At 59.7% G+C, this 18,696-nt stretch carries 15 protein-coding genes and 1 pseudogene; 1 reads left to right on the forward strand and 15 read right to left on the reverse strand.

Annotation, left to right across the window (positions count from 1 at the left end):
• Positions 1–28: 28 nt before the first annotated feature.
• Positions 29–727 (reverse strand): glutamine amidotransferase, encoded by a 699-nt coding sequence (locus VC35_RS03780; RefSeq protein WP_046037831.1) that lies wholly within the window; start codon positions 725–727, stop codon positions 29–31.
• Positions 728–982: 255 nt separating this feature from the next.
• On the opposite strand from VC35_RS03780, the pseudogene VC35_RS30205 reads away from it, so the two are divergent.
• Positions 983–1,163, forward strand: a pseudogene (locus VC35_RS30205) (carbohydrate ABC transporter substrate-binding protein); the annotation flags it as partial.
• Positions 1,164–1,346: 183 nt separating this feature from the next.
• Here VC35_RS30205 and nuoN read toward each other — a convergent pair.
• From nuoN to aceA, 14 genes are all read right to left on the reverse strand, one after another.
• Positions 1,347–2,810: an NADH-quinone oxidoreductase subunit NuoN gene (gene nuoN, locus VC35_RS03785; protein WP_046037832.1), complete on the reverse strand. Its 1,464-nt coding sequence runs from the start codon at positions 2,808–2,810 to the stop codon at positions 1,347–1,349.
• A gap of 7 nt (positions 2,811–2,817) precedes the next feature.
• Complete coding sequence (gene nuoM / locus VC35_RS03790; RefSeq protein ID WP_046037834.1) at positions 2,818–4,350, reverse strand: NADH-quinone oxidoreductase subunit M; 1,533 nt, start codon at positions 4,348–4,350, stop codon at positions 2,818–2,820.
• A 39-nt stretch (positions 4,351–4,389) separates the two neighbouring features.
• Positions 4,390–6,243, reverse strand: coding sequence for an NADH-quinone oxidoreductase subunit L (gene nuoL / locus VC35_RS03795; RefSeq protein WP_046037835.1), 1,854 nt, complete (start codon positions 6,241–6,243; stop codon positions 4,390–4,392).
• Positions 6,240–6,548 (reverse strand): NADH-quinone oxidoreductase subunit NuoK, encoded by a 309-nt coding sequence (gene nuoK / locus VC35_RS03800; protein WP_007946416.1) that lies wholly within the window; start codon positions 6,546–6,548, stop codon positions 6,240–6,242. Before nuoK ends, nuoL begins: the two co-directional genes overlap by 4 nt.
• A gap of 2 nt (positions 6,549–6,550) precedes the next feature.
• Entirely contained in the window at positions 6,551–7,054 is a 504-nt protein-coding gene (gene nuoJ, locus VC35_RS03805; RefSeq protein ID WP_046037836.1) for an NADH-quinone oxidoreductase subunit J, read from the reverse strand.
• Between the two features lie 9 nt (positions 7,055–7,063).
• Positions 7,064–7,609: an NADH-quinone oxidoreductase subunit NuoI gene (gene nuoI, locus VC35_RS03810; RefSeq protein WP_185754732.1), complete on the reverse strand. Its 546-nt coding sequence runs from the start codon at positions 7,607–7,609 to the stop codon at positions 7,064–7,066.
• Positions 7,610–7,621: 12 nt separating this feature from the next.
• Positions 7,622–8,629, reverse strand: coding sequence for an NADH-quinone oxidoreductase subunit NuoH (gene nuoH, locus VC35_RS03815; RefSeq protein ID WP_046037838.1), 1,008 nt, complete (start codon positions 8,627–8,629; stop codon positions 7,622–7,624).
• Positions 8,626–11,340 carry an NADH-quinone oxidoreductase subunit NuoG gene (nuoG, locus tag VC35_RS03820; protein WP_046037840.1) on the reverse strand — a complete coding sequence of 905 codons (2,715 nt, stop codon included), beginning with the start codon at positions 11,338–11,340 and terminating at the stop codon, positions 8,626–8,628. The genes nuoH and nuoG overlap by 4 nt, the downstream gene beginning before the upstream one ends.
• 137 nt (positions 11,341–11,477) lie before the next feature.
• A complete protein-coding gene (nuoF, locus tag VC35_RS03825; RefSeq protein WP_046037841.1) occupies positions 11,478–12,833 on the reverse strand; it encodes an NADH-quinone oxidoreductase subunit NuoF in 1,356 nt (451 codons plus the stop codon).
• Positions 12,830–13,327 carry an NADH-quinone oxidoreductase subunit NuoE gene (nuoE, locus tag VC35_RS03830; RefSeq protein ID WP_046037843.1) on the reverse strand — a complete coding sequence of 166 codons (498 nt, stop codon included), beginning with the start codon at positions 13,325–13,327 and terminating at the stop codon, positions 12,830–12,832. The genes nuoF and nuoE overlap by 4 nt, the downstream gene beginning before the upstream one ends.
• A 2-nt stretch (positions 13,328–13,329) precedes the next feature.
• On the reverse strand, positions 13,330–15,114 hold the full coding sequence (nuoC, locus tag VC35_RS03835; protein ID WP_007981273.1) for an NADH-quinone oxidoreductase subunit C/D: 1,785 nt from the start codon (positions 15,112–15,114) through the stop codon (positions 13,330–13,332).
• Between the two features lie 73 nt (positions 15,115–15,187).
• Positions 15,188–15,862 (reverse strand): NuoB/complex I 20 kDa subunit family protein, encoded by a 675-nt coding sequence (locus tag VC35_RS03840; protein WP_046037844.1) that lies wholly within the window; start codon positions 15,860–15,862, stop codon positions 15,188–15,190.
• A gap of 10 nt (positions 15,863–15,872) precedes the next feature.
• Positions 15,873–16,286, reverse strand: a complete 414-nt coding sequence (locus VC35_RS03845) for an NADH-quinone oxidoreductase subunit A (protein ID WP_003223812.1) — start codon at positions 16,284–16,286, stop codon at positions 15,873–15,875.
• A gap of 641 nt (positions 16,287–16,927) precedes the next feature.
• Entirely contained in the window at positions 16,928–18,253 is a 1,326-nt protein-coding gene (aceA, locus tag VC35_RS03850; RefSeq protein ID WP_007970439.1) for an isocitrate lyase, read from the reverse strand.
• Between the last annotated feature and the right edge of the window lie 443 nt (positions 18,254–18,696).

An 18,696-nucleotide genomic window follows, 5' to 3' on the forward strand; every position in this document is an offset into this window, starting at 1 on the left:
TACCTTTTTGAGTGTCAGTCCTGGGGTATTATTTTTCAGGCAGGTCAAGCCAGTTCGAAATTACTTTTTGGGAAATTGTTTTTAAACGACTTCCATGCAAGGATGCTTGTTGGCGCAGATCACGAGGGTCAATGGATGCAGTATTAAGTTCGGCTGCATGGCCTACCAACCATTGCTCGATACGGTCAGAGTCAATTTCCAGGTGAAACTGAAGAGCCAATATGTTGTTGCCGACACTAAATGCCTGGTTGGCGCAGAGTTCGCTGCTGGCTAAATGCGCAGCGCCTTTGGGGATGTCAAACTTGTCTCCATGCCAGTGCAAGACAGGTATGTCATTCAAGGGTTCAAGGCATGAGTGGAGTGCGTGTTCATTCAATCGGAGGGGGGAAAAGCCAATTTCCAGTTGCCCCATTGGATAAACTGAAGCTCCCAATATCCTCGCTATAAGCTGGGCGCCGAGGCATACCCCCAAGGTCTTTTTGTTGCTTTGCAAACGTTTGTTGATGAGCGCAATTTCGCTTTCTATAAATGGGAATTTTTTCTCATCAAAGGCACCTATCGGTCCACCAAGAATAATCATCAGGTCGGGTTTTACCGAGTCAACACTGTGAAGTGCATCGGAAGTAGCATCAATTATTTGGGTGTTGTAGTTTCGTTGAAGCAGTAGTTGCTCAATTGTGCCCAGGTCTTCAAAGTGCAGGTGTTGAATGACTAATGCGTTTTTCATTATTGGCCGTTTTGTGTTGTTGGTCTGATCGGTAAATTAAGCTTGCCTCTAAGGTGTTGTCGAATTGCAAATGTAAGAAATATCTATTCATGTTTTTATATATTTCTAGTTCTTCCGTGCATTGAGTTAAATGCCCTATGCGTGTGTGGTTCTAAGGGAAAACGGTATCCGGGACGATGGAAGATTGAAATTAAGGTTAAGTAGATGTGACTGGCATTCGCGTTGAGGGCGTTGAGGGCCTGGGTTGATACCTAAGAAGTCACAGCGAAGAAATGGATCGGCAGTCACTCAAATAGTCCACACCGATAGCCGACCAGCAACTCGAAGTGCTGAAAAGTTTCATCACGGCCGCTGAGCCGTTTAGCGGGATGAGCAGAAAACCATCGCCATCCCAGGGTACGAGTCCAAGGTGCTGGCCAAAGTCTTCAGCGAGATCAGACCGGCTGTTCGCCAACCTGTACTGGTTCCGCGCCGACGGGTTCGAGTGCGCGGATCACAAAGCCAGGTTCAGCAACGGCCGGAGGAGGGAGAAGGTCCACTGTGGGAGCGAGCCAGCTCGCCACAAAAAACGGCACCCGAAGGTGCCGTTTCCGTTTTCTACCAAGTGTCGCTCAAGCGATCAACCCGCCAGGCCCGACTGTTGAACCAGGTTCAGCAGCGGTTGCGGATACAGGCCGAGGAAGAACGCCAGTACGGCAATCGCCAGCAGCATCACGCCGCCTGCACGTTGTTCCCAGTGCAGCTGGGCGTCGACGCGACGCAGGTTTGGCTCGATCAGGAACAGGGTGACCATCACACGCAGGTAGTAGAACACGCCGATGGCGCTGCCCAGTACCAGGGAGCCGACCAGCCACCACTGATGGGACTCGACGCCGGTGGCGATGATGTAGAACTTGCCGATGAAGCCCGCGGTCAGCGGGATACCGGCCAGGGACAGCATCATCACGGTCAGGACGGCGGTCAGGTACGGACGGCGCCAGAACAGGCCGCGGTATTCGTACAGGGCATCTGCGTCACGGCCTTTGTACGGCGAGGACATCAGGGTGATCACGCCGAAAGCACCGAGGCTGGTGATCACGTAGGTGACCAGGTACACGCCGATGGCTTCCACGGCCAGACCCTTGCTCGCCACCAGGGCGATCAGCAGGTAGCCGAAGTGGGCGATGGACGAGTAACCCAGCAGACGCTTGAGGTTGCTCTGGGTCAGGGCCAGCAGGTTACCGAACAGGATCGACGCGATAGCGATGATGGTCAGCACGTTGCTCAGCACGCCGCTGCTCGCCGCTGGCGAGATCTGGAACAGACGCACCATCACCGCGAACACAGCCACTTTGGAAGCGGTAGCCAGGAACGCTGCAACCGGTGCCGGAGCACCTTCGTAGACGTCTGGAGTCCAGAGGTGGAAGGGTACCAGCGACAGCTTGAACGCCAGGCCGATCAGCATCATGCCCAGGCCCAATTGAGCCAGCGAGCTTGGCAGACCAGTAGCCGCCAGCGCTTGGCCGATGCCGACGAAGCTCAGGGAACCGGCGTCAGCGTAGAGCAGGGCCATACCGAACAACAGGAACGCGGAACCTGCCGCCGACAGCACCATGTACTTGATGCCGGCTTCCAGCGAACGCTTGTTGAAGAAGGCATAGGCCACCAGACCGTAGACCGGTACCGAGAGCAGTTCCAGGCCGACGAACAACCCGGCCAGGTGCTGCGCGCTGACCAGCACCAGGCCACCGGCGGCGGCCATCAGGATCAGCAGGTACAGTTCTTCACGGTTGCCCGGGTAACCCGTGCCGCCATCGCCGAGGTAGGCGTGGGCGAGGGTTACACAGGCGAGGGTGGCGACCAGGATCAGCGCCATGTACAGGCAGGCGAAGCTGTCGATCTGCAGCAATGGGGTCACGGCCAGGGGCGCGACTTTCAGGGCAGGCAGGATCGACAGCAGTGCCAGGTTCAGACCCGCCACCGACAGCAGGAAGGTCTGGGAGTGGTTGCGGCGCCAGGCGATCGCCAGCATCACCACGATGATCGTGGCGCTGGTGATCAACAACGGCGCTAGCGCGATAAAGTGTTGAGTCGTGAATTCCATAGCGCTCTTACCGGGCCGAAGCGAGTTGAGTGAAGGCGGTGCCGAGCCACTGCTGCACGCCATGCATCGTAGCGGCAGAGGTATCGAGGAACGGCTGCGGGTACACGCCGATGTAAATCAGCAGTGCAGCCAGACCGACCACCATGATCAGTTCGCGACCGTCCATGCCATGCAGCACCGCGTCCGATTTCGACGGGCCGAAGAAGGCACGGTGGACCATGATCAGCGAGTACACCGAACCGAACACCAGGCCGGACGTCGCGATCACGGTGACCCAAGGAGCGCTGGCGAAGGTGCCGATCAGAATCAGGAACTCACCGACAAAGTTACCGGTCGCCGGCAAGCCCAGGGAAGCTGCTGCGAAGAACAGGCTTAAGGCTGGCAGGTAAGCGATCTTCGACCACAGGCCACCCATTTCACGCATGTCGCGGGTGTGGGTACGCTCGTACAACTGACCGGAGAGGATAAAGAGTGCCGCCGCCGACAGACCGTGGGCCAGCATCTGCATCACCGCGCCCTGCAGCGCCAGTTGGCTGCCGGAGTAGATGCCGATCAGTACGAAGCCCATGTGGGAAACGGACGAGAAGGCGATCAGACGCTTGATGTCGGTTTGCGCGAACGCCAGGAACGCACCGTAGAAGATCCCGATCAGACCCAGGGTCATCGCAAACGGCGCGAACTCGGCCGAGGCATTCGGGAACAGCGGCAGGGCGAAACGCAGCAGGCCGTAGGCAGCGGTTTTCAGCAAGATACCAGCGAGGTCGACGGAACCTGCGGTCGGTGCCTGGGCGTGAGCATCAGGCAACCAGGAGTGGAACGGTACGACCGGCAGCTTGACCGCGAAGGCGATGAAGAAGCCGAGCATCAGGATGTACTCGGTGGTCATCGACATCTTGGTCTTCAACAGGTCGGCGTAGTTGAAGGTAATCACGCCGGTGTCGTTGAAGTTGACCAATACCAGGCCCAGGATCGCCACCAGCATGATCAGGCCGGAAGCCTGAGTGAAGATGAAGAACTTGGTCGCCGCGTAGATCCGGGTTTTCTTGCCGTCCGAAGAACTGTGACCCCAGAGCGCGATGAGGAAGTACATCGGCACCAGCATCATTTCCCAGAAGAAGAAGAACATGAACAGGTCGAGGGCCAGGAACACGCCGACGACACCGCCCAGGATCCACATCAGGTTCAGGTGGAAGAAGCCCACGTGACGCTGGATCTCTTTCCACGAGCAGAGTACCGAGAGCACACCCAGCAGGCCGGTCAGCAGGATCATCAACAGCGACAGGCCGTCGAGGGCCAGATGCACGTTGATGCCGAAGCGCTGGATCCAGACGTGCTTGAACTCAAGCGCCCAGGTCGGATCGGCGCCAGGCGCCGGAGCAAATGAATAGTCACCGTTGGCCCACAGCCAGAGGCCGAGGGAGAGCAGCAGGGACATGGTGATCAGCGCAATCCAGCGGGGGAGGGTGGCGCCGAAGCGCTCACCCATCCAGCACAGCAGGCCGCCGATGAAGGGGATCAGGATTAGCCAAGGCAGAATCATGACGGGTTCGTTTCCTTTCGCAAATTCGCAAGGTTCATATCAGACCGCTACCAGCACGACGGCGCCAATGACCAGCACGGCACCAGCAGCCATCGAGGCGGCGTACCAACGCAGTTGACCGGTCTCGGTACGGCTCAGGGCGGTGTGACCGCCTTTGGCCATGCGCGGGATCAGACCGATGGTCTGGTCGAGCGGGTCTTTGCGCAGGATGTGGCTGATCGCCAGGTACGGCTTGACGAACAGTTTGTCGTAGATCCAGTCGAAGCCCCAGGCGGCGAACCACCAGGCCGAGAGGAAACGGCCGATGCCGCTGTTGGCGACGGCGGTGACGAAGCGACGCTTGCCGAGGAACAGCAGCGCAGCCAGCAGGATACCGGCCAGGGCGATGGCGCCCGAGGCGATTTCCAGGCTGTGCTTGGCTTCGCCGCCGGCATGGCCGACGCTTTCCGGCAGCACGCCGTGCAGCGGTGGAACGATCATCGCGCCGATGGCGGTGGACAATACAATCAGCACCGACAGTGGCAGCCAGTGGGCAATGCCGTGACCGGCGTGGGCTTCGGTCTTCGCTTCACCGTGGAACGCGATGAAGATCAGGCGGAAGGTGTACAGCGAAGTCATGAACGCGCCGACCAGACCTGCGTAGAGCAGACCGTTGTTGCCGCTGGCGAACGCTTCCCAGAGGATTTCGTCCTTGGAGTAGAAGCCTGCGGTTACCAGAGGCAGGGCCGCCAGGGCCGCGCCGCCGACGATGAAGCTGGCGTAGGCCAGTGGCAGTTTCTTCCACAGGCCGCCCATCTTGAAGATGTTCTGCTCGTGGTGGCAGGCAACGATCACCGAGCCGGACGCAAGGAACAACAGGGCCTTGAAGAAGGCGTGGGTCATCAGGTGGAAGATCGCGCCATCCCAGGCACCGACGCCCAGGGCCAGGAACATGTAGCCGATCTGGCTCATGGTCGAGTAGGCGAGGATACGCTTGATGTCGGTCTGAACCAGGGCTGCAAAACCAGCCAGGACCAGGGTCACGCCACCGACGACTCCTACTAGATGCAGGATTTCCGGCGCCAGGGTGAACAGGCCGTGGGTACGGGCAATCAGGTAGACGCCAGCGGTCACCATGGTTGCGGCGTGGATCAGTGCCGAAACCGGGGTAGGACCGGCCATCGCATCCGCCAGCCAGGTTTGCAGCGGCAGTTGCGCGGATTTACCGACAGCGCCGCCCAGCAGCATCAGGGTGGCCAGGACCATCCAGAAGTCGCCGGACTGGAACTTTTGCGGCGCCAGCACCAGCAGTTCCTGGACGTTCAGCGTGCCCAGTTGGGCAAACAGAATGAACAAGCCGATGGCCATGAACACGTCACCGATACGGGTCACGATGAAGGCCTTGAGTGCGGCGTTACCGTTGTTGCGATTGCTGTAGTAGAAACCGATCAACAGGTACGAGCACAGGCCCACGCCTTCCCAGCCGAAGTACACGAACAGCAGGTTATCGGCCAGGACCAGGAACAGCATACTGGCGATAAACAGGTTGGTGTAGGCGAAGAAGCGCGAGTAGCCGTCTTCACCGCGCATGTACCAGGAGGCGAACAGGTGGATCAGGAAGCCGACGCCGACGACCACACCGAGCATGGTCACGGACAGACCATCCAGGTACAGGGCGAAGTTCGGCGTGAAGCCTTCCACCGCCATCCATTGCCACAACACCAGGGTGTAGTGACCGCCTTCCGGCGGGGCGACGTTGAACTGCCAGATCACATAGGCCGCGACAATCGCCGACAGGCCAATGGAGCCGACGCCGATCAGCGCCGAAAGGTTTTCCGAGAGGCGTCCCCGGGAGAACGCCAGCAGCACAAAACCGATCAGGGGGAACAGGAAAGTCAGATAGAGAAGGTTCATCCGCGCATCTCACTGGCAGCGTCGATATCGAGCGTGTGGAAGCGGCGATACAGTTGCAGCAGGATCGCCAGGCCAATACTGGCCTCGGCGGCTGCCAGGCTGATCACCAGGATGAACATGATTTGTCCATCCGGCTGCGCCCAGCGGCTACCGGCAACGATGAACGCCAGGGCGGAGGCATTCATCATGACCTCCAGGCTCATCAGCACGAAGAGAATGTTGCGGCGGACCATCAGGCCAACCAGACCGAGGCAGAACAGGATGCCGGCAACCGCCAGACCATGCTCCATGGGGATAGCAGGCATCGTCATTGCTCCTTGGCTTCGTTGCGGCCCAAGTGGAACGCCGTGACGGCTGCAGCGAGCAGCAGCATCGAGGCGAGTTCGACCACCAGCAGGTAAGGACCGAACAGGCTGATGCCCACGGCCTTGGCGTCTACGGTGGTGTGGCCGATGGCTTCACCGGTCTGGTGGGAGAACAGCACGTACAGCAGTTCCACCAGCAGCAGCGCGGCGAGGAGGACCGGGCCGCCCCAAATGCCGGGTTTGAGCCAGGCGCGCTCTTGCTGAGCCGAGGCGGGCCCCAGGTTCAGCATCATCACCACGAACACGAACAGCACCATGATGGCGCCAGCGTAGGCGATCACTTCCAGAACACCGGCAAACGGTGCGCCGAGGGCGAAGAACGTCATGGCCACGGCGATCAGCGAAATGATCAGGTAGAGCAGGGCGTGCACAGGGTTGGTATTGGTGATCACGCGAAGCGTGGACACCACAGCGATACCCGATGCGAAATAGAAAGCGAATTCCATCTTTCTTCCTTAAGGCAGCAAGCTCTTCACGTTGATCGGCTGGGCTTCATTCTGCGCGGAGCCTTTGGGCTTCCCGGCAATCGCCATACCTGCAACACGATAGAAGTTGTAATCAGGGTTTTTGCCGGGGCCGGAGATCAGCAGATCTTCTTTCTCGTAAACCAGGTCCTGACGTTTGAACTCGGCCATTTCGAAATCCGGCGTCAGCTGGATCGCGGTGGTCGGGCAGGCTTCCTCGCAGAGGCCGCAGAAAATGCAGCGCGAGAAGTTGATGCGGAAGAAGTCCGGGTACCAGCGACCGTCTTCGGTTTCAGCTTTCTGCAGCGAGATGCAACCGACCGGGCACGCCACGGCGCACAGGTTGCACGCTACACAACGCTCTTCGCCGTCGGGGTCGCGGGTCAGGACGATACGTCCACGGTAGCGCGGCGGCAGGTAGACCGGTTCTTCCGGGTACTGCAGCGTGTCACGCTTGCGGAAGGCGTGGCTGAAGATCATCACCAGGCTACGAAGCTGGGTGTAGAAGCCATGCACGATGTCAAAAATGTACTTCATGATTCTCTATCCTCACTGAGCCGCGACGGCGGGCGTGTTGAGCAACACGATCGCAGCGGTCACCAGCATGTTGACGAGGGTCAGCGGCAGGCAGAACTTCCAGCTGAAATCCATCACTTGGTCATACCGTGGGCGCGGAATCGAGGCGCGCAGCAGGATGAAGAACATGATGAAGAACGCGGTTTTCAACGCGAACCAGATGAACGGGATCTGCGGCAGGATGCCAAACGGACCGTGCCAGCCACCGAAGAACAAGGTCACCAGCAGCGCCGAAATCAACACGATGCCGATGTACTCGCCGACGAAGAACATGCCCCATTTCATGCCGGCGTATTCAATGTGGTAACCGTCGGCCAGTTCCTGCTCCGCTTCCGGCTGGTCGAACGGGTGACGGTGAGTCACGGCGACGCCAGCGATGAAGAAGGTCAGGAAACCGAAGATCTGCGGAATGACGAACCACAGGTTCTGCGCTTGATATTCAACGATGTCGCGCATGTTGAACGAGCCGACCTGGATCACGATGCCCATCAGCGACAGGCCCATGAACACTTCGTACGACACGGTTTGTGCCGAGGCCCGCAAGCTGCCCAACAGGGCGAACTTGTTGTTGCTCGACCAGCCGGCGAACAGCACCGCGTAGACCGACAGACCCGCCATGGCGAAGAAGAACAGGATGCCGATGTTGATGTCCGCGACACCCCATGTCGGGGTGATCGGGATGATTGCAAAGGCAATCAGCAAGGCGCTCATGGCCACGACCGGCGCCAAAGTGAAGATCACTTTGTCGGCGAACGGCGGGGTCCAGTCTTCCTTGAAGAACATCTTGATCATGTCGGCCGCGATCTGGAACGCGCCGAACGGACCGACTCGGTTCGGACCGTAACGGTCCTGCCAGAGGGCGAGCAGACGACGCTCGACCCAGCTCAGCAGGGCGCCGCAAACCACTACGGCGAGCAGAATCACCACGGCCTTGAGGACCGCGATGATGATGTCGATCACTTCAGGAGTGAACAAGGTCATTGAGCTGCCTCCTGCAGACCGTCAACGGAAAAGCCTGCGATCGCTGGCGGAATGCCGGCGATGCCCGCAGGCAGTGCCACCAGACCAGCGCCCAGCTCTTCATTGATGCGCAGCGGCAGACGCAGGGTCTGACCAGCGACGTTCAAGCTCAGCATGGCGCCGTCGTTGACACCCAGGCGGTCGGCTTCGGACTTGGCCAGAGCAACATAAGCAGCCGGAATGCGTTCCTGAACCGGAGCGGCTTTCGAAGAGTTCTCTTCGCTGCCGAACAGGTGGAAGAACGGCACAACCTGCCAGGTACCTGGAGCAGGGTTGAACGCGCGCGGAACGCTGGCGAACCAGTTCAGCGAGTCACCGGCGCTTTCGATCAGGCGGGTGCCCGGGTCGCCAGCGCGGATGTGACCACCGACTTCGTCCTGGAACTTGTTCCAGGCTTGCGGCGAGTTCCAGCCCGGAGACCAGGCGAATGGCACTTGCTGACGCGGTTCGGCCGAGCCCGAGTAACCTTCCATCGAGAAGGCGAACGCGGTGTCCTTGTCCTGCGGGGTACGCGGTTCGTGCACGCTGATGTCGGCGCGCATGGCGGTACGACCGGAGTAACGCAGCGGTTCACGGGCCAGTTTCATGCCCTTGATGCGGAACGCGGCGGACGGTGCGGCATCGACGATGCGGTTCAGGATCGAGGTGCTGGAAGCGACGGCGGCGGTGGCGTGGTCCAGTTGGGTCCAGTCAATCGGCTGGTTCAACAGGGTTGCGCGCAGGGCATGCAGCCAGCGCCAGCCTTCGTGAACCAGGATGCTCGCGTCCATGTACTTCGGATCGAAAACCTGGAAGAAGCGCTGGGCGCGGCCTTCCTGGCTGACCAGGGTGCCGTCGCCTTCAGCGAAGCTGGCGGCTGGCAGGACCAGCTGCGCGCGATCGCTGGTGGCAGTCTTCTGATGGTCGGCGACGATCAGCACTTTGGCGGCGGTCAGGGCAGCATCGACACGGGCCTTGTCGGTACGGGTGTACAGATCGTTTTCCAGCACGACGATGGCGTCGGCCTTACCGTCGATCACCGCTTGCAGCGCGGCGTCGACCGATTCGCCACCGAGCATGGCCAGGCCGAGGCTGTTGGCCTCTGGCACGATCAGGCTGATGGAACCGTTCTTCTCGCGCAGCTTCAGAGCCTTGGCGATGTTCGCGGCGGCTTCGATCAGGGCTTTGGAGCCCAGGGAAGTACCGGCGATGATCAGTGGGCGCTTGGCGGCGAGCAGGGCATCGGCGATGCGCTTGGCCAGTTCGAGGGCTTCAGCGTCCAGGCCTTCAACGGCTGGTGCGCTGGCGTCGAGGGCGTGAGCCACGGCGAAACCGATGCGGGCCAGGTCGTCTGGAGCGGCGTGAACGCACTCTTCGGCGATGTCGTCGAGCTTGGTTTCAGCCAGGCTTGCGATGAACAGCGGGTTCAGCGCGTGCTGACCGATGTTCTTCACCGCGGCGTCGAGCCAAGGCTGGACGCGCATGGCGTCGGCCATGTCTTCGGCCTTGCCCTTGACCGATTGACGCAGGGACAGGGCCATGCGCGCAGCAGTCTGGGTCAGGTCTTCACCGAGGACGAACACGGCGTCGTGGTCTTCGATGTCACGCATGTTCGGCACTGGCAGCGGGCTGTCTTTAAGCACTTGCAGGACCAGGCGAATGCGCTCCAGCTCGGCAGCTTCGATACCGGAGTAGAAGTGCTCGGCGCCCACCAGTTCGCGCAACGCGTAGTTGCTTTCGAGGCTGGCACGTGGCGAACCGATACCGACGATGTTGCGGCCGCGCAGCAGGTCGGCGGCTTTATCCAGTGCTTCGTCGAGGCTCAGTTTGGTGCCGTTGGCCAGCAATGGCTGACGCGGGCGGTCTTCGCGGTTGACGTAGCCGTAGCCGAAACGGCCACGGTCGCACAGGAAGTACTGGTTCACCGAACCGTTGAAACGGTTTTCGATGCGACGCAGTTCGCCGTAACGCTCGCCCGGGGAGATATTGCAACCGCTGGAGCAGCCATGGCAGATGCTCGGCGAGAACTGCATGTCCCACTTGCGGTTGTAGCGTTCGGAGTGAGTCTTGTCGGTGAACACACCGGTCGGGCAGACCTCGGTGAGGTTGCCGGAGAACTCGCTTTCCAGGGTGCCGTCTTCAACGCGACCGAAGTACACGTTGTCGTGGGCGCCGAACACACCCAGGTCGGTGCCGCCAGCGTAGTCTTTATAGAAGCGCACGCAGCGGTAGCAAGCGATGCAGCGGTTCATCTCGTGGGAAATGAACGGGCCCAGTTGCTGGTTCTGGTGGGTACGCTTGGTGAAGCGGTAACGGCGCTCGTTGTGGCCGGTCATTACCGTCATGTCTTGCAGGTGGCAGTGACCGCCTTCTTCACAGACCGGGCAGTCGTGAGGGTGGTTGGTCATCAACCATTCAACAACACTGGCGCGGAAGGCCTTGGATTCTTCATCTTCGATGGAGATCCAGGTGCCGTCGGTGGCAGGGGTCATGCAGGACATGACGATACGACCACGGGTGTCGTTCTCGTCGGTGTACTGCTTGACCGCGCACTGGCGGCAAGCGCCAACGCTGCCAAGGGCAGGGTGCCAGCAGAAATAAGGGATATCGAGGCCTAGCGACAGACATGCCTGTAACAGGTTGTCTGCCCCATCGACTTCGAGCTCTTTGCCGTCTACGTGGATAGTGGCCATGGTTCAAAGTTCTTCGTTGGCCCGGTGTCAGCGGGCGTGGCTAATGGAATCTTGTTATCCGCGTGAATCAACACAGCCGCTTACGGCGTCATCACACGAAAAGCGAAGGGCACGGACCCTTCGCCTTTTTTAAGCGTTTACGCGCCGACTACGATCGGCCTTGCCAGAGGCGGGACGGCGGCGCTGACAGGCGCGATACCGGCTTCGAACTCTGGACGGAAGTATTTGATTGCGCTGCCCAACGGCTCCACGGCGCCCGGTGCGTGAGCACAGAAGGTCTTGCCAGGGCCGAGGAAGCCGACCAGACCCAGCAGGGTCTCGATGTCGCCTGTCTGGCCTTCGCCGTTCTCGATGGCCATCAGGAGCTTGACGCTCCATGGCAAGCCATCGCGGCACGGGGTGCAGAAGCCACAGGACTCGCGAGCGAAGAACTGCTCCATGTTGCGCAGCAGGGACACCATGTTGACGCTGTCGTCCACCGCCATGGCCAGGCCGGTACCCATGCGGGTGCCCACTTTGGCGATGCCGCCGGCGTACATTTGTGCGTCCAGGTGTTCCGGCAACAGGAAGCCGGTACCGGCGCCGCCAGGCTGCCAGCACTTGAGCTTGTAACCGTCGCGCATGCCGCCGGCGTAGTCTTCGAACAGCTCGCGACCGGTAACGCCGAACGGCAGTTCCCACAGGCCAGGGTTCTTGACCTTGCCGGAGAAGCCCATGAGCTTGGTGCCCATGTCTTCGCTGCCTTCGCGGGCCAACGATTTGTACCAGTCCACGCCGTCAGCAATGATCGCCGGCACGTTGCACAGGGTCTCGACGTTGTTCACGCAAGTCGGCTTGCCCCATACGCCAACGGCGGCAGGGAAGGGCGGCTTGGAGCGCGGGTTGGCGCGGCGGCCTTCGAGGGAGTTGATCAGCGCGGTTTCTTCACCGCAGATGTAACGCCCGGCGCCGGTGTGGACGAACAGCTCGAAATCAAAACCCGAGCCCAGGATGTTCTTGCCCAGCAGGCCGGCTGCCTTGGCTTCTTCCACGGCACGGTTCAAGTGCTTGGCGGCGGTGGTGTACTCGCCACGCAGGAAGATGTAGCCACGGTAGGTTTTCAGCGCGCGGGCACTGATCAGCATGCCTTCGATCAGCAGATGGGGCAGTTGCTCCATCAGCATGCGGTCTTTCCAGGTGTTGGGCTCCATTTCATCCGCGTTGCACAGCAGGTAGCGGATGTTGATGGATTCGTCCTTTGGCATCAGGCCCCACTTAACACCAGTGGGGAAGCCAGCACCGCCGCGACCCTTGAGGCCGGAGTCTTTCACGGTCTGGACGATGTCGTCCTGAGCCATGTCGGCGAAGGCCTTGCGCGCAGCGGCGTAACCGTTCTTGGCCTGGTACTCGTCGAGCCATACGGCTTCGCCGTCGTCACGCAGGCGCCAGGTCAGCGGGTGAGTCTCGGCCGAACGCTTGATGAGGTTGGCCGGACCGAAAGAAGTCAGGGTCATACGTAGCCCTCGAGCAAATTGGCAACGCCTGCTGGCTGCACATCACCGAAAGTGTCGTCGTCGATCATCAACGCCGGCGCCTTGTCGCAGTTGCCGAGGCAGCAGACCGGCAGCAGGGTGAAACGACCGTCGGCGGTGGTCTGACCCAGGCCGATGCCCAGCTTGCTCTGGATTTCGCTGACCACGGACTCGTGGCCGCCGATGTAGCAGACCATGCTGTCGCAGACGCGAATGATGTGACGACCGACCGGCTGACGGAAGATCTGGCTATAGAAAGTCGCCACGCCTTCAACGTCGCTGGCCGGGATGCCGAGGATCTCGCCGATGGCGTACAGAGCGCCGTCCGGCACCCAGCCACGTTCCTTCTGGACGATCTTCAGGGCTTCGATCGACGCCGCGCGCGGGTCTTCGTAGTGATGCAACTCGTGCTCGATGGCCGAGCGCTCGGTTTCACTCAAGGTGAAACGGTCTGTCTGGATAAGCGTGCTGTTCATGCTTAGCGGTCCACGTCGGCCATAACGAAATCGATACTACCCAGGTACGCAATCAAGTCCGCGACCATGCTGCCTTTGATCACCGAAGGGATCTGCTGCAGGTGCGGGAAGCTTGGGGTGCGAATCCGGGTGCGGTAGCTCATGGTGCCGCCATCGCTCGTCAGGTAATAACTGTTGATGCCCTTGGTCGCTTCGATCATCTGGAAGGATTCGTTGGCTGGCATGACCGGGCCCCACGAAACCTGCAGGAAGTGCGTGATCAAGGTTTCGATGTGCTGCAGCGTGCGCTCTTTCGGAGGCGGCGTGGTCAGCGGGTGATCCGCCTTGTACGGGCCTTCCGGCATGTTGCGCAGGCACTGGTCGATGATCCTGATGCTCTGGCGCATCTCCTCGACACGCACGATGCAGCGGTCGTAGGCATCGCCATTGGCGGCCAGCGGCACTTCGAATTCGAAGTTCTCGTAGCCCGAGTACGGACGCGCTTTACGCAGGTCGAAATCGCAACCGGTCGAACGCAGGCCGGCACCGGTGACGCCCCATTCCAGGGCCTCTTTGGTGTTGTAGTCGGCGACGCCGATGGTCCGGCCACGCAGGATGCTGTTGTCCAGTGCGGCTTTCTGGTATTCGTCCAGACGCTTTGGCATCCACTCGACGAAGTCTTTAACCAGTTTTTCCCAGCCCCGCGGCAGGTCGTGGGCGACTCCACCGATGCGGTACCAGGCCGGGTGCAGACGGAAACCGGTAATGGCTTCGATCACCGTGTAGGCGCGCTGGCGGTCGGTGAAGGTGAAGAACACCGGGGTCATGGCGCCGACGTCCTGGATGTAGGTACCCAGGAACAGCAGGTGGCTGGTGATCCGGAAGAACTCGGCCATCATGATGCGGATGACGTCGACCTTCTCCGGCACCTTGATGCCGGCCAGCTTCTCGACCGAGAGCACGTACGGCAGGTTGTTCATCACGCCGCCGAGGTAGTCGATACGGTCGGTGTACGGGATGAAGCTGTGCCAGGACTGACGCTCGGCCATCTTCTCGGCACCACGGTGGTGGTAACCGACGTCCGGTACGCAGTCGACGATTTCTTCACCGTCCAGCTGCAGGATGATGCGGAACGCACCGTGCGCGGACGGGTGGTTCGGGCCGAGGTTGAGGAACATGTAGTCCTCGTTCGGGCCGGAACGCTTCATGCCCCAGTCTTCCGGCTTGAAGCGCGCGGACTCTTCCTCGAGCTGCTGCTTGGCCAGGTTCAGGGTGAACGGGTCGAACTCGGTGGCGCGGGCCGGGAAGTCCTTGCGCAGCGGGTGACCTTCCCAGGTCGGCGGCATCATGATGCGCGACAGGTGAGGGTGGCCTTTGAAGTCGATGCCGAACATGTCCCAGACTTCACGCTCGTACCAGTTGGCGTTCGGCCAGATGCTGGTGACGGTCGGCAGGCTGAGGTCGCTCTCGGACAAGGCGACCTTGATCATTACGTCACTATTACGTTCGATCGACATCAAGTGATAGAACACGGAGAAGTCGACGCCGTTCGGCAGCCCTTGACGCTTGGTACGCAGACGCTCGTCCACGCCGTGCAGGTCATAGAGCATGACGTACGGCTTGGGCAGGTTACGCAGGAAAGTCAGGACTTCGACGAGTTTGGCACGGGCAACCCAAAGCACCGGCATGCCGGTGCGGGTTGGCTGGGCGGTGAACGCCTCCGGGCCAAAACGGTTGTTCAGTTCGACGACCACATCCTGGTCGTCTGCCTTGTAAGGCGGGATGTACAGAGCACTGCCTGTAGTCATGGTTATTTTATCGCTTTCGGTCAACGTAAAGAATGAAGCCAGGTTCTCGTTCTTTTTAAGAAGCAGATCTGGATCAGACTTCGTCGGGGCTGCGCAGGTTGGTGACTGCGATTCGCTGTTCGCGGCGCTTTTCCTTCTCGGAAGGCATCTCGGCGCGATAGACGCCTTGATCGCCGACGACCCAGGAAAGCGGGCGACGCTCCTGTCCAATCGACTCCTGCAACAGCATCAAGCCTTGCAGGAAAGCTTCAGGACGGGGCGGGCAGCCAGGCACGTAGACGTCCACGGGCAGGAACTTGTCCACCCCTTGAACGACGGAGTAGATGTCGTACATGCCACCGGAGTTGGCGCACGAACCCATGGAGATGACCCATTTAGGCTCGAGCATTTGCTCGTAGAGACGCTGAATGATCGGCGCCATCTTGATGAAGCAGGTACCGGCGATAACCATGAAATCCGCCTGCCGCGGCGATGCCCGGATAACCTCGGCGCCAAAGCGCGCGATGTCGTGGGGCGCCGTGAAGGCGGTGGTCATTTCCACGTAGCAGCACGAAAGACCGAAGTTATACGGCCACAGGGAGTTCTTGCGCCCCCAGTTGATCGTGCCGTTAAGCACGTCTTCTAGCTTGCCCATGAAAATGTTTTTGTGGACTTGATCTTCTAACGGATCGGAAACGGTTTCCCGCTGGCCAATCGGATACTGCTCGTTAGGAGCATCGGGGTCGATCCTGGTGAGATTGTATTGCATTGCCAAAGCCTCATTGTTTCAGCTTCGCTTGCCGCTTGCGCCGAGCTTCCGGAGCCCAGTCAAGGGCGCCCACTCGGAATAGGTAGACAAGGCCTGCCAACAGAATTGCTATGAAAACGAGAGCTTCGACGAATCCGGTCCAGCCGCTTTCGCGGACGGACACAGACCATGCAAAGAGAAAGAGGGCTTCGATATCGAAGATCACGAAGAGCATCGCGACCAGATAGAATTTGGCTGAGAGCCGCAAGCGGGCGCCACCTGTAGGTAGCATGCCGGACTCGAACGGTTCGTTTTTGCTGCGGCCCCAGGCTTTTGACCCAAGGAGGCTGGAGACGCCCAGCATGAAGGCACAGAGGCCGACGACGCCTAGAAGGAAAATGGCAAAGCCCCAGTTGTGGGCCATGAGTCCTGTCGCTTCGGGCATGCTGGTAATCCTTAACAGAGAGCAAGGGTCTCTGAGCTTGAAAAGAAACAAAAGCAGTGACGATATGTCGCAGCAATCAATCCCGCTGATTTTATGGCTAAACACCCGGCAAGTAAAATTCCTATAGCGAAATTTATTATAGGAATAAGGACATAGCGCGCTTCAAAAACCCCGCAGGCCTTGCGCCTTGGGCATTAGCCGGCATTTCGTCAATTATGTTTTGTAGGGAATGTAACGAACATAGTTGTTACTAAATGATAATCAATATTGTTTGGCGTGTTTTTTAAACTGCTTGTCCTTCGGATACTCGGGAAGTTGTCTTATATGGGCGTTACAGCAAGTAGCGGCGGGGCGTGTTTTGGCGGATTTTTCTGACAGAGATGGCGCTCTGGATCAATGTTTTTCCGGATCACCACCATCCCCTGTAGGAGCGAGCCTGCTCGCGATAGCGGTCTGTCAGGTGACATCTCTGCTGGATGTGTCGGCCTCATCGCGAGCAGGCTCGCTCCTACAAGGGGTTTTGCAGTGTTTGTTGAATCCCAGGCAAAAAAACGCCCCGAACCAGTCGGGGCGTCAGATGTGCAGCGCTGCGGTTAGCTTTCTATTCGGCCCGCAGCGGCTGATGTCTCAGGTGAAGCAGATCAGTGGAACTGTTCTTCTTCAGTCGAACCGGTCAGCGCGGTTACCGAGGACGAGCCACCCTGGATCACGGTGGTCATGTCGTCGAAGTAGCCGGTGCCCACTTCCTGCTGGTGGGCCACGAAGGTGTAACCCTTGGCGGCGTCAGCGAATTCCTGCTCTTGCAGCTTCACGTAGGCAGTCATGTCGTTGCGGGCGTAGTCGTGCGCCAGGTTGAACATGCTGTGCCACATGTTGTGAATGCCGGCCAGGGTGATGAACTGGTGCTTGTAGCCCATGGCGGACAGTTCGCGCTGGAACTTGGCGATGGTCGCGTCGTCCAGGTTTTTCTTCCAGTTGAAGGAAGGCGAGCAGTTGTACGACAGCAGTTGGTCCGGGTATTCCTTCTTGATCGCTTCAGCGAAGCGACGAGCCTCGTCCAGGTCCGGCTTGGCGGTTTCGCACCAGATCAGGTCGGCGTAAGGAGCGTAGGCCAGGCCGCGAGCGATGGCCTGGTCCAGACCGGCGCGCACTTTGTAGAAGCCTTCCTGGGTACGTTCGCCAGTCACGAATGGCTGGTCGTACGGGTCGCAGTCGGACGTCAGCAGGTCAGCGGCGTTAGCGTCGGTACGGGCCAGGATGATGGTCGGAGTACCGGCAACGTCAGCAGCCAGGCGAGCAGCGGTCAGCTTCTGTACGGCTTCCTGGGTAGGAACCAGTACCTTGCCGCCCATGTGGCCGCATTTCTTCACGGAAGCCAGCTGGTCTTCGAAGTGAACGCCGGCGGCGCCTGCTTCGATCATGCTCTTCATCAGCTCGTAAGCGTTCAGTACGCCGCCGAAACCGGCTTCAGCGTCAGCCACGATCGGCGCGAAGTAGTCGATGTAGCCAGCGTCGCCCGGGTTCTTGCCGGCTTTCCACTGGATCTGGTCGGCACGACGGAACGAGTTGTTGATGCGCTTGACCACGGTTGGAACCGAGTCCACCGGGTACAGCGACTGGTCCGGGTACATCGATTCGGCGGAGTTGTTGTCCGCAGCCACTTGCCAGCCCGACAGGTAGATCGCCTGGATGCCGGCCTTGACTTGTTGTACAGCCTGGCCGCCGGTCAGGGCGCCCATGCAGTTGACGAAATCTTTCTCAGGACGGAAGGCTGGCTTGGCACCCTGGGTAACCAGGTTCCACAGCTTCTCGGCGCCCATTTTTGCAAAGGTGTGCTCAGGTTGAACCGAGCCACGCAGACGGACGACGTCAGCAGCGGAGTAAGTGCGTGTCACGCCTTTCCAGCGCGGGTTTTCAGCCCAGTCTTTTTCGAGGGCTGCAATTTGCTGTTCGCGTGTCAGTGCCATGGGAGATAAACCTCGTCGCGTCTTTATGAAAAGTTGTTCTGCGGTGGAAAATTCCTGCGCTCGCTGACCAGAAGCTTAAGCGGTCAAGTCGGATTTGGCGGGGAGGGCGACGGGATGAACGATCGGCTCGAGGGGAAGTGAGCAGGTAAAGGCGAACTGCGGGCGCATTCGGGCGTCGTGGGCCTTGGTGCGAACATCAGTGTGGTGCCGGGTTACCTATTACGCTTCCGTCCCTCGGGACAACTTCGTTCCAGTCGACAACCTCGTCAAACACACCTTGTGGGCGGTACAGACACGAAGCGGTTCGCGGGGGTAGGTGCGAACATCGCCTCGAAGGCCCTTGCCAGGGCCTCTGATTAGCGGGAGCGAGGCCATCATGCCTTTGCTTTTTTGGCTCGTCAAACGTTTTGTAGTGCTTTTTTTAAGGCACTACATCTTTGGTC

This window comes from Pseudomonas fluorescens (assembly GCF_000967965.1).
Lineage (GTDB): Bacteria > Pseudomonadota > Gammaproteobacteria > Pseudomonadales > Pseudomonadaceae > Aquipseudomonas > Aquipseudomonas grandcourensis.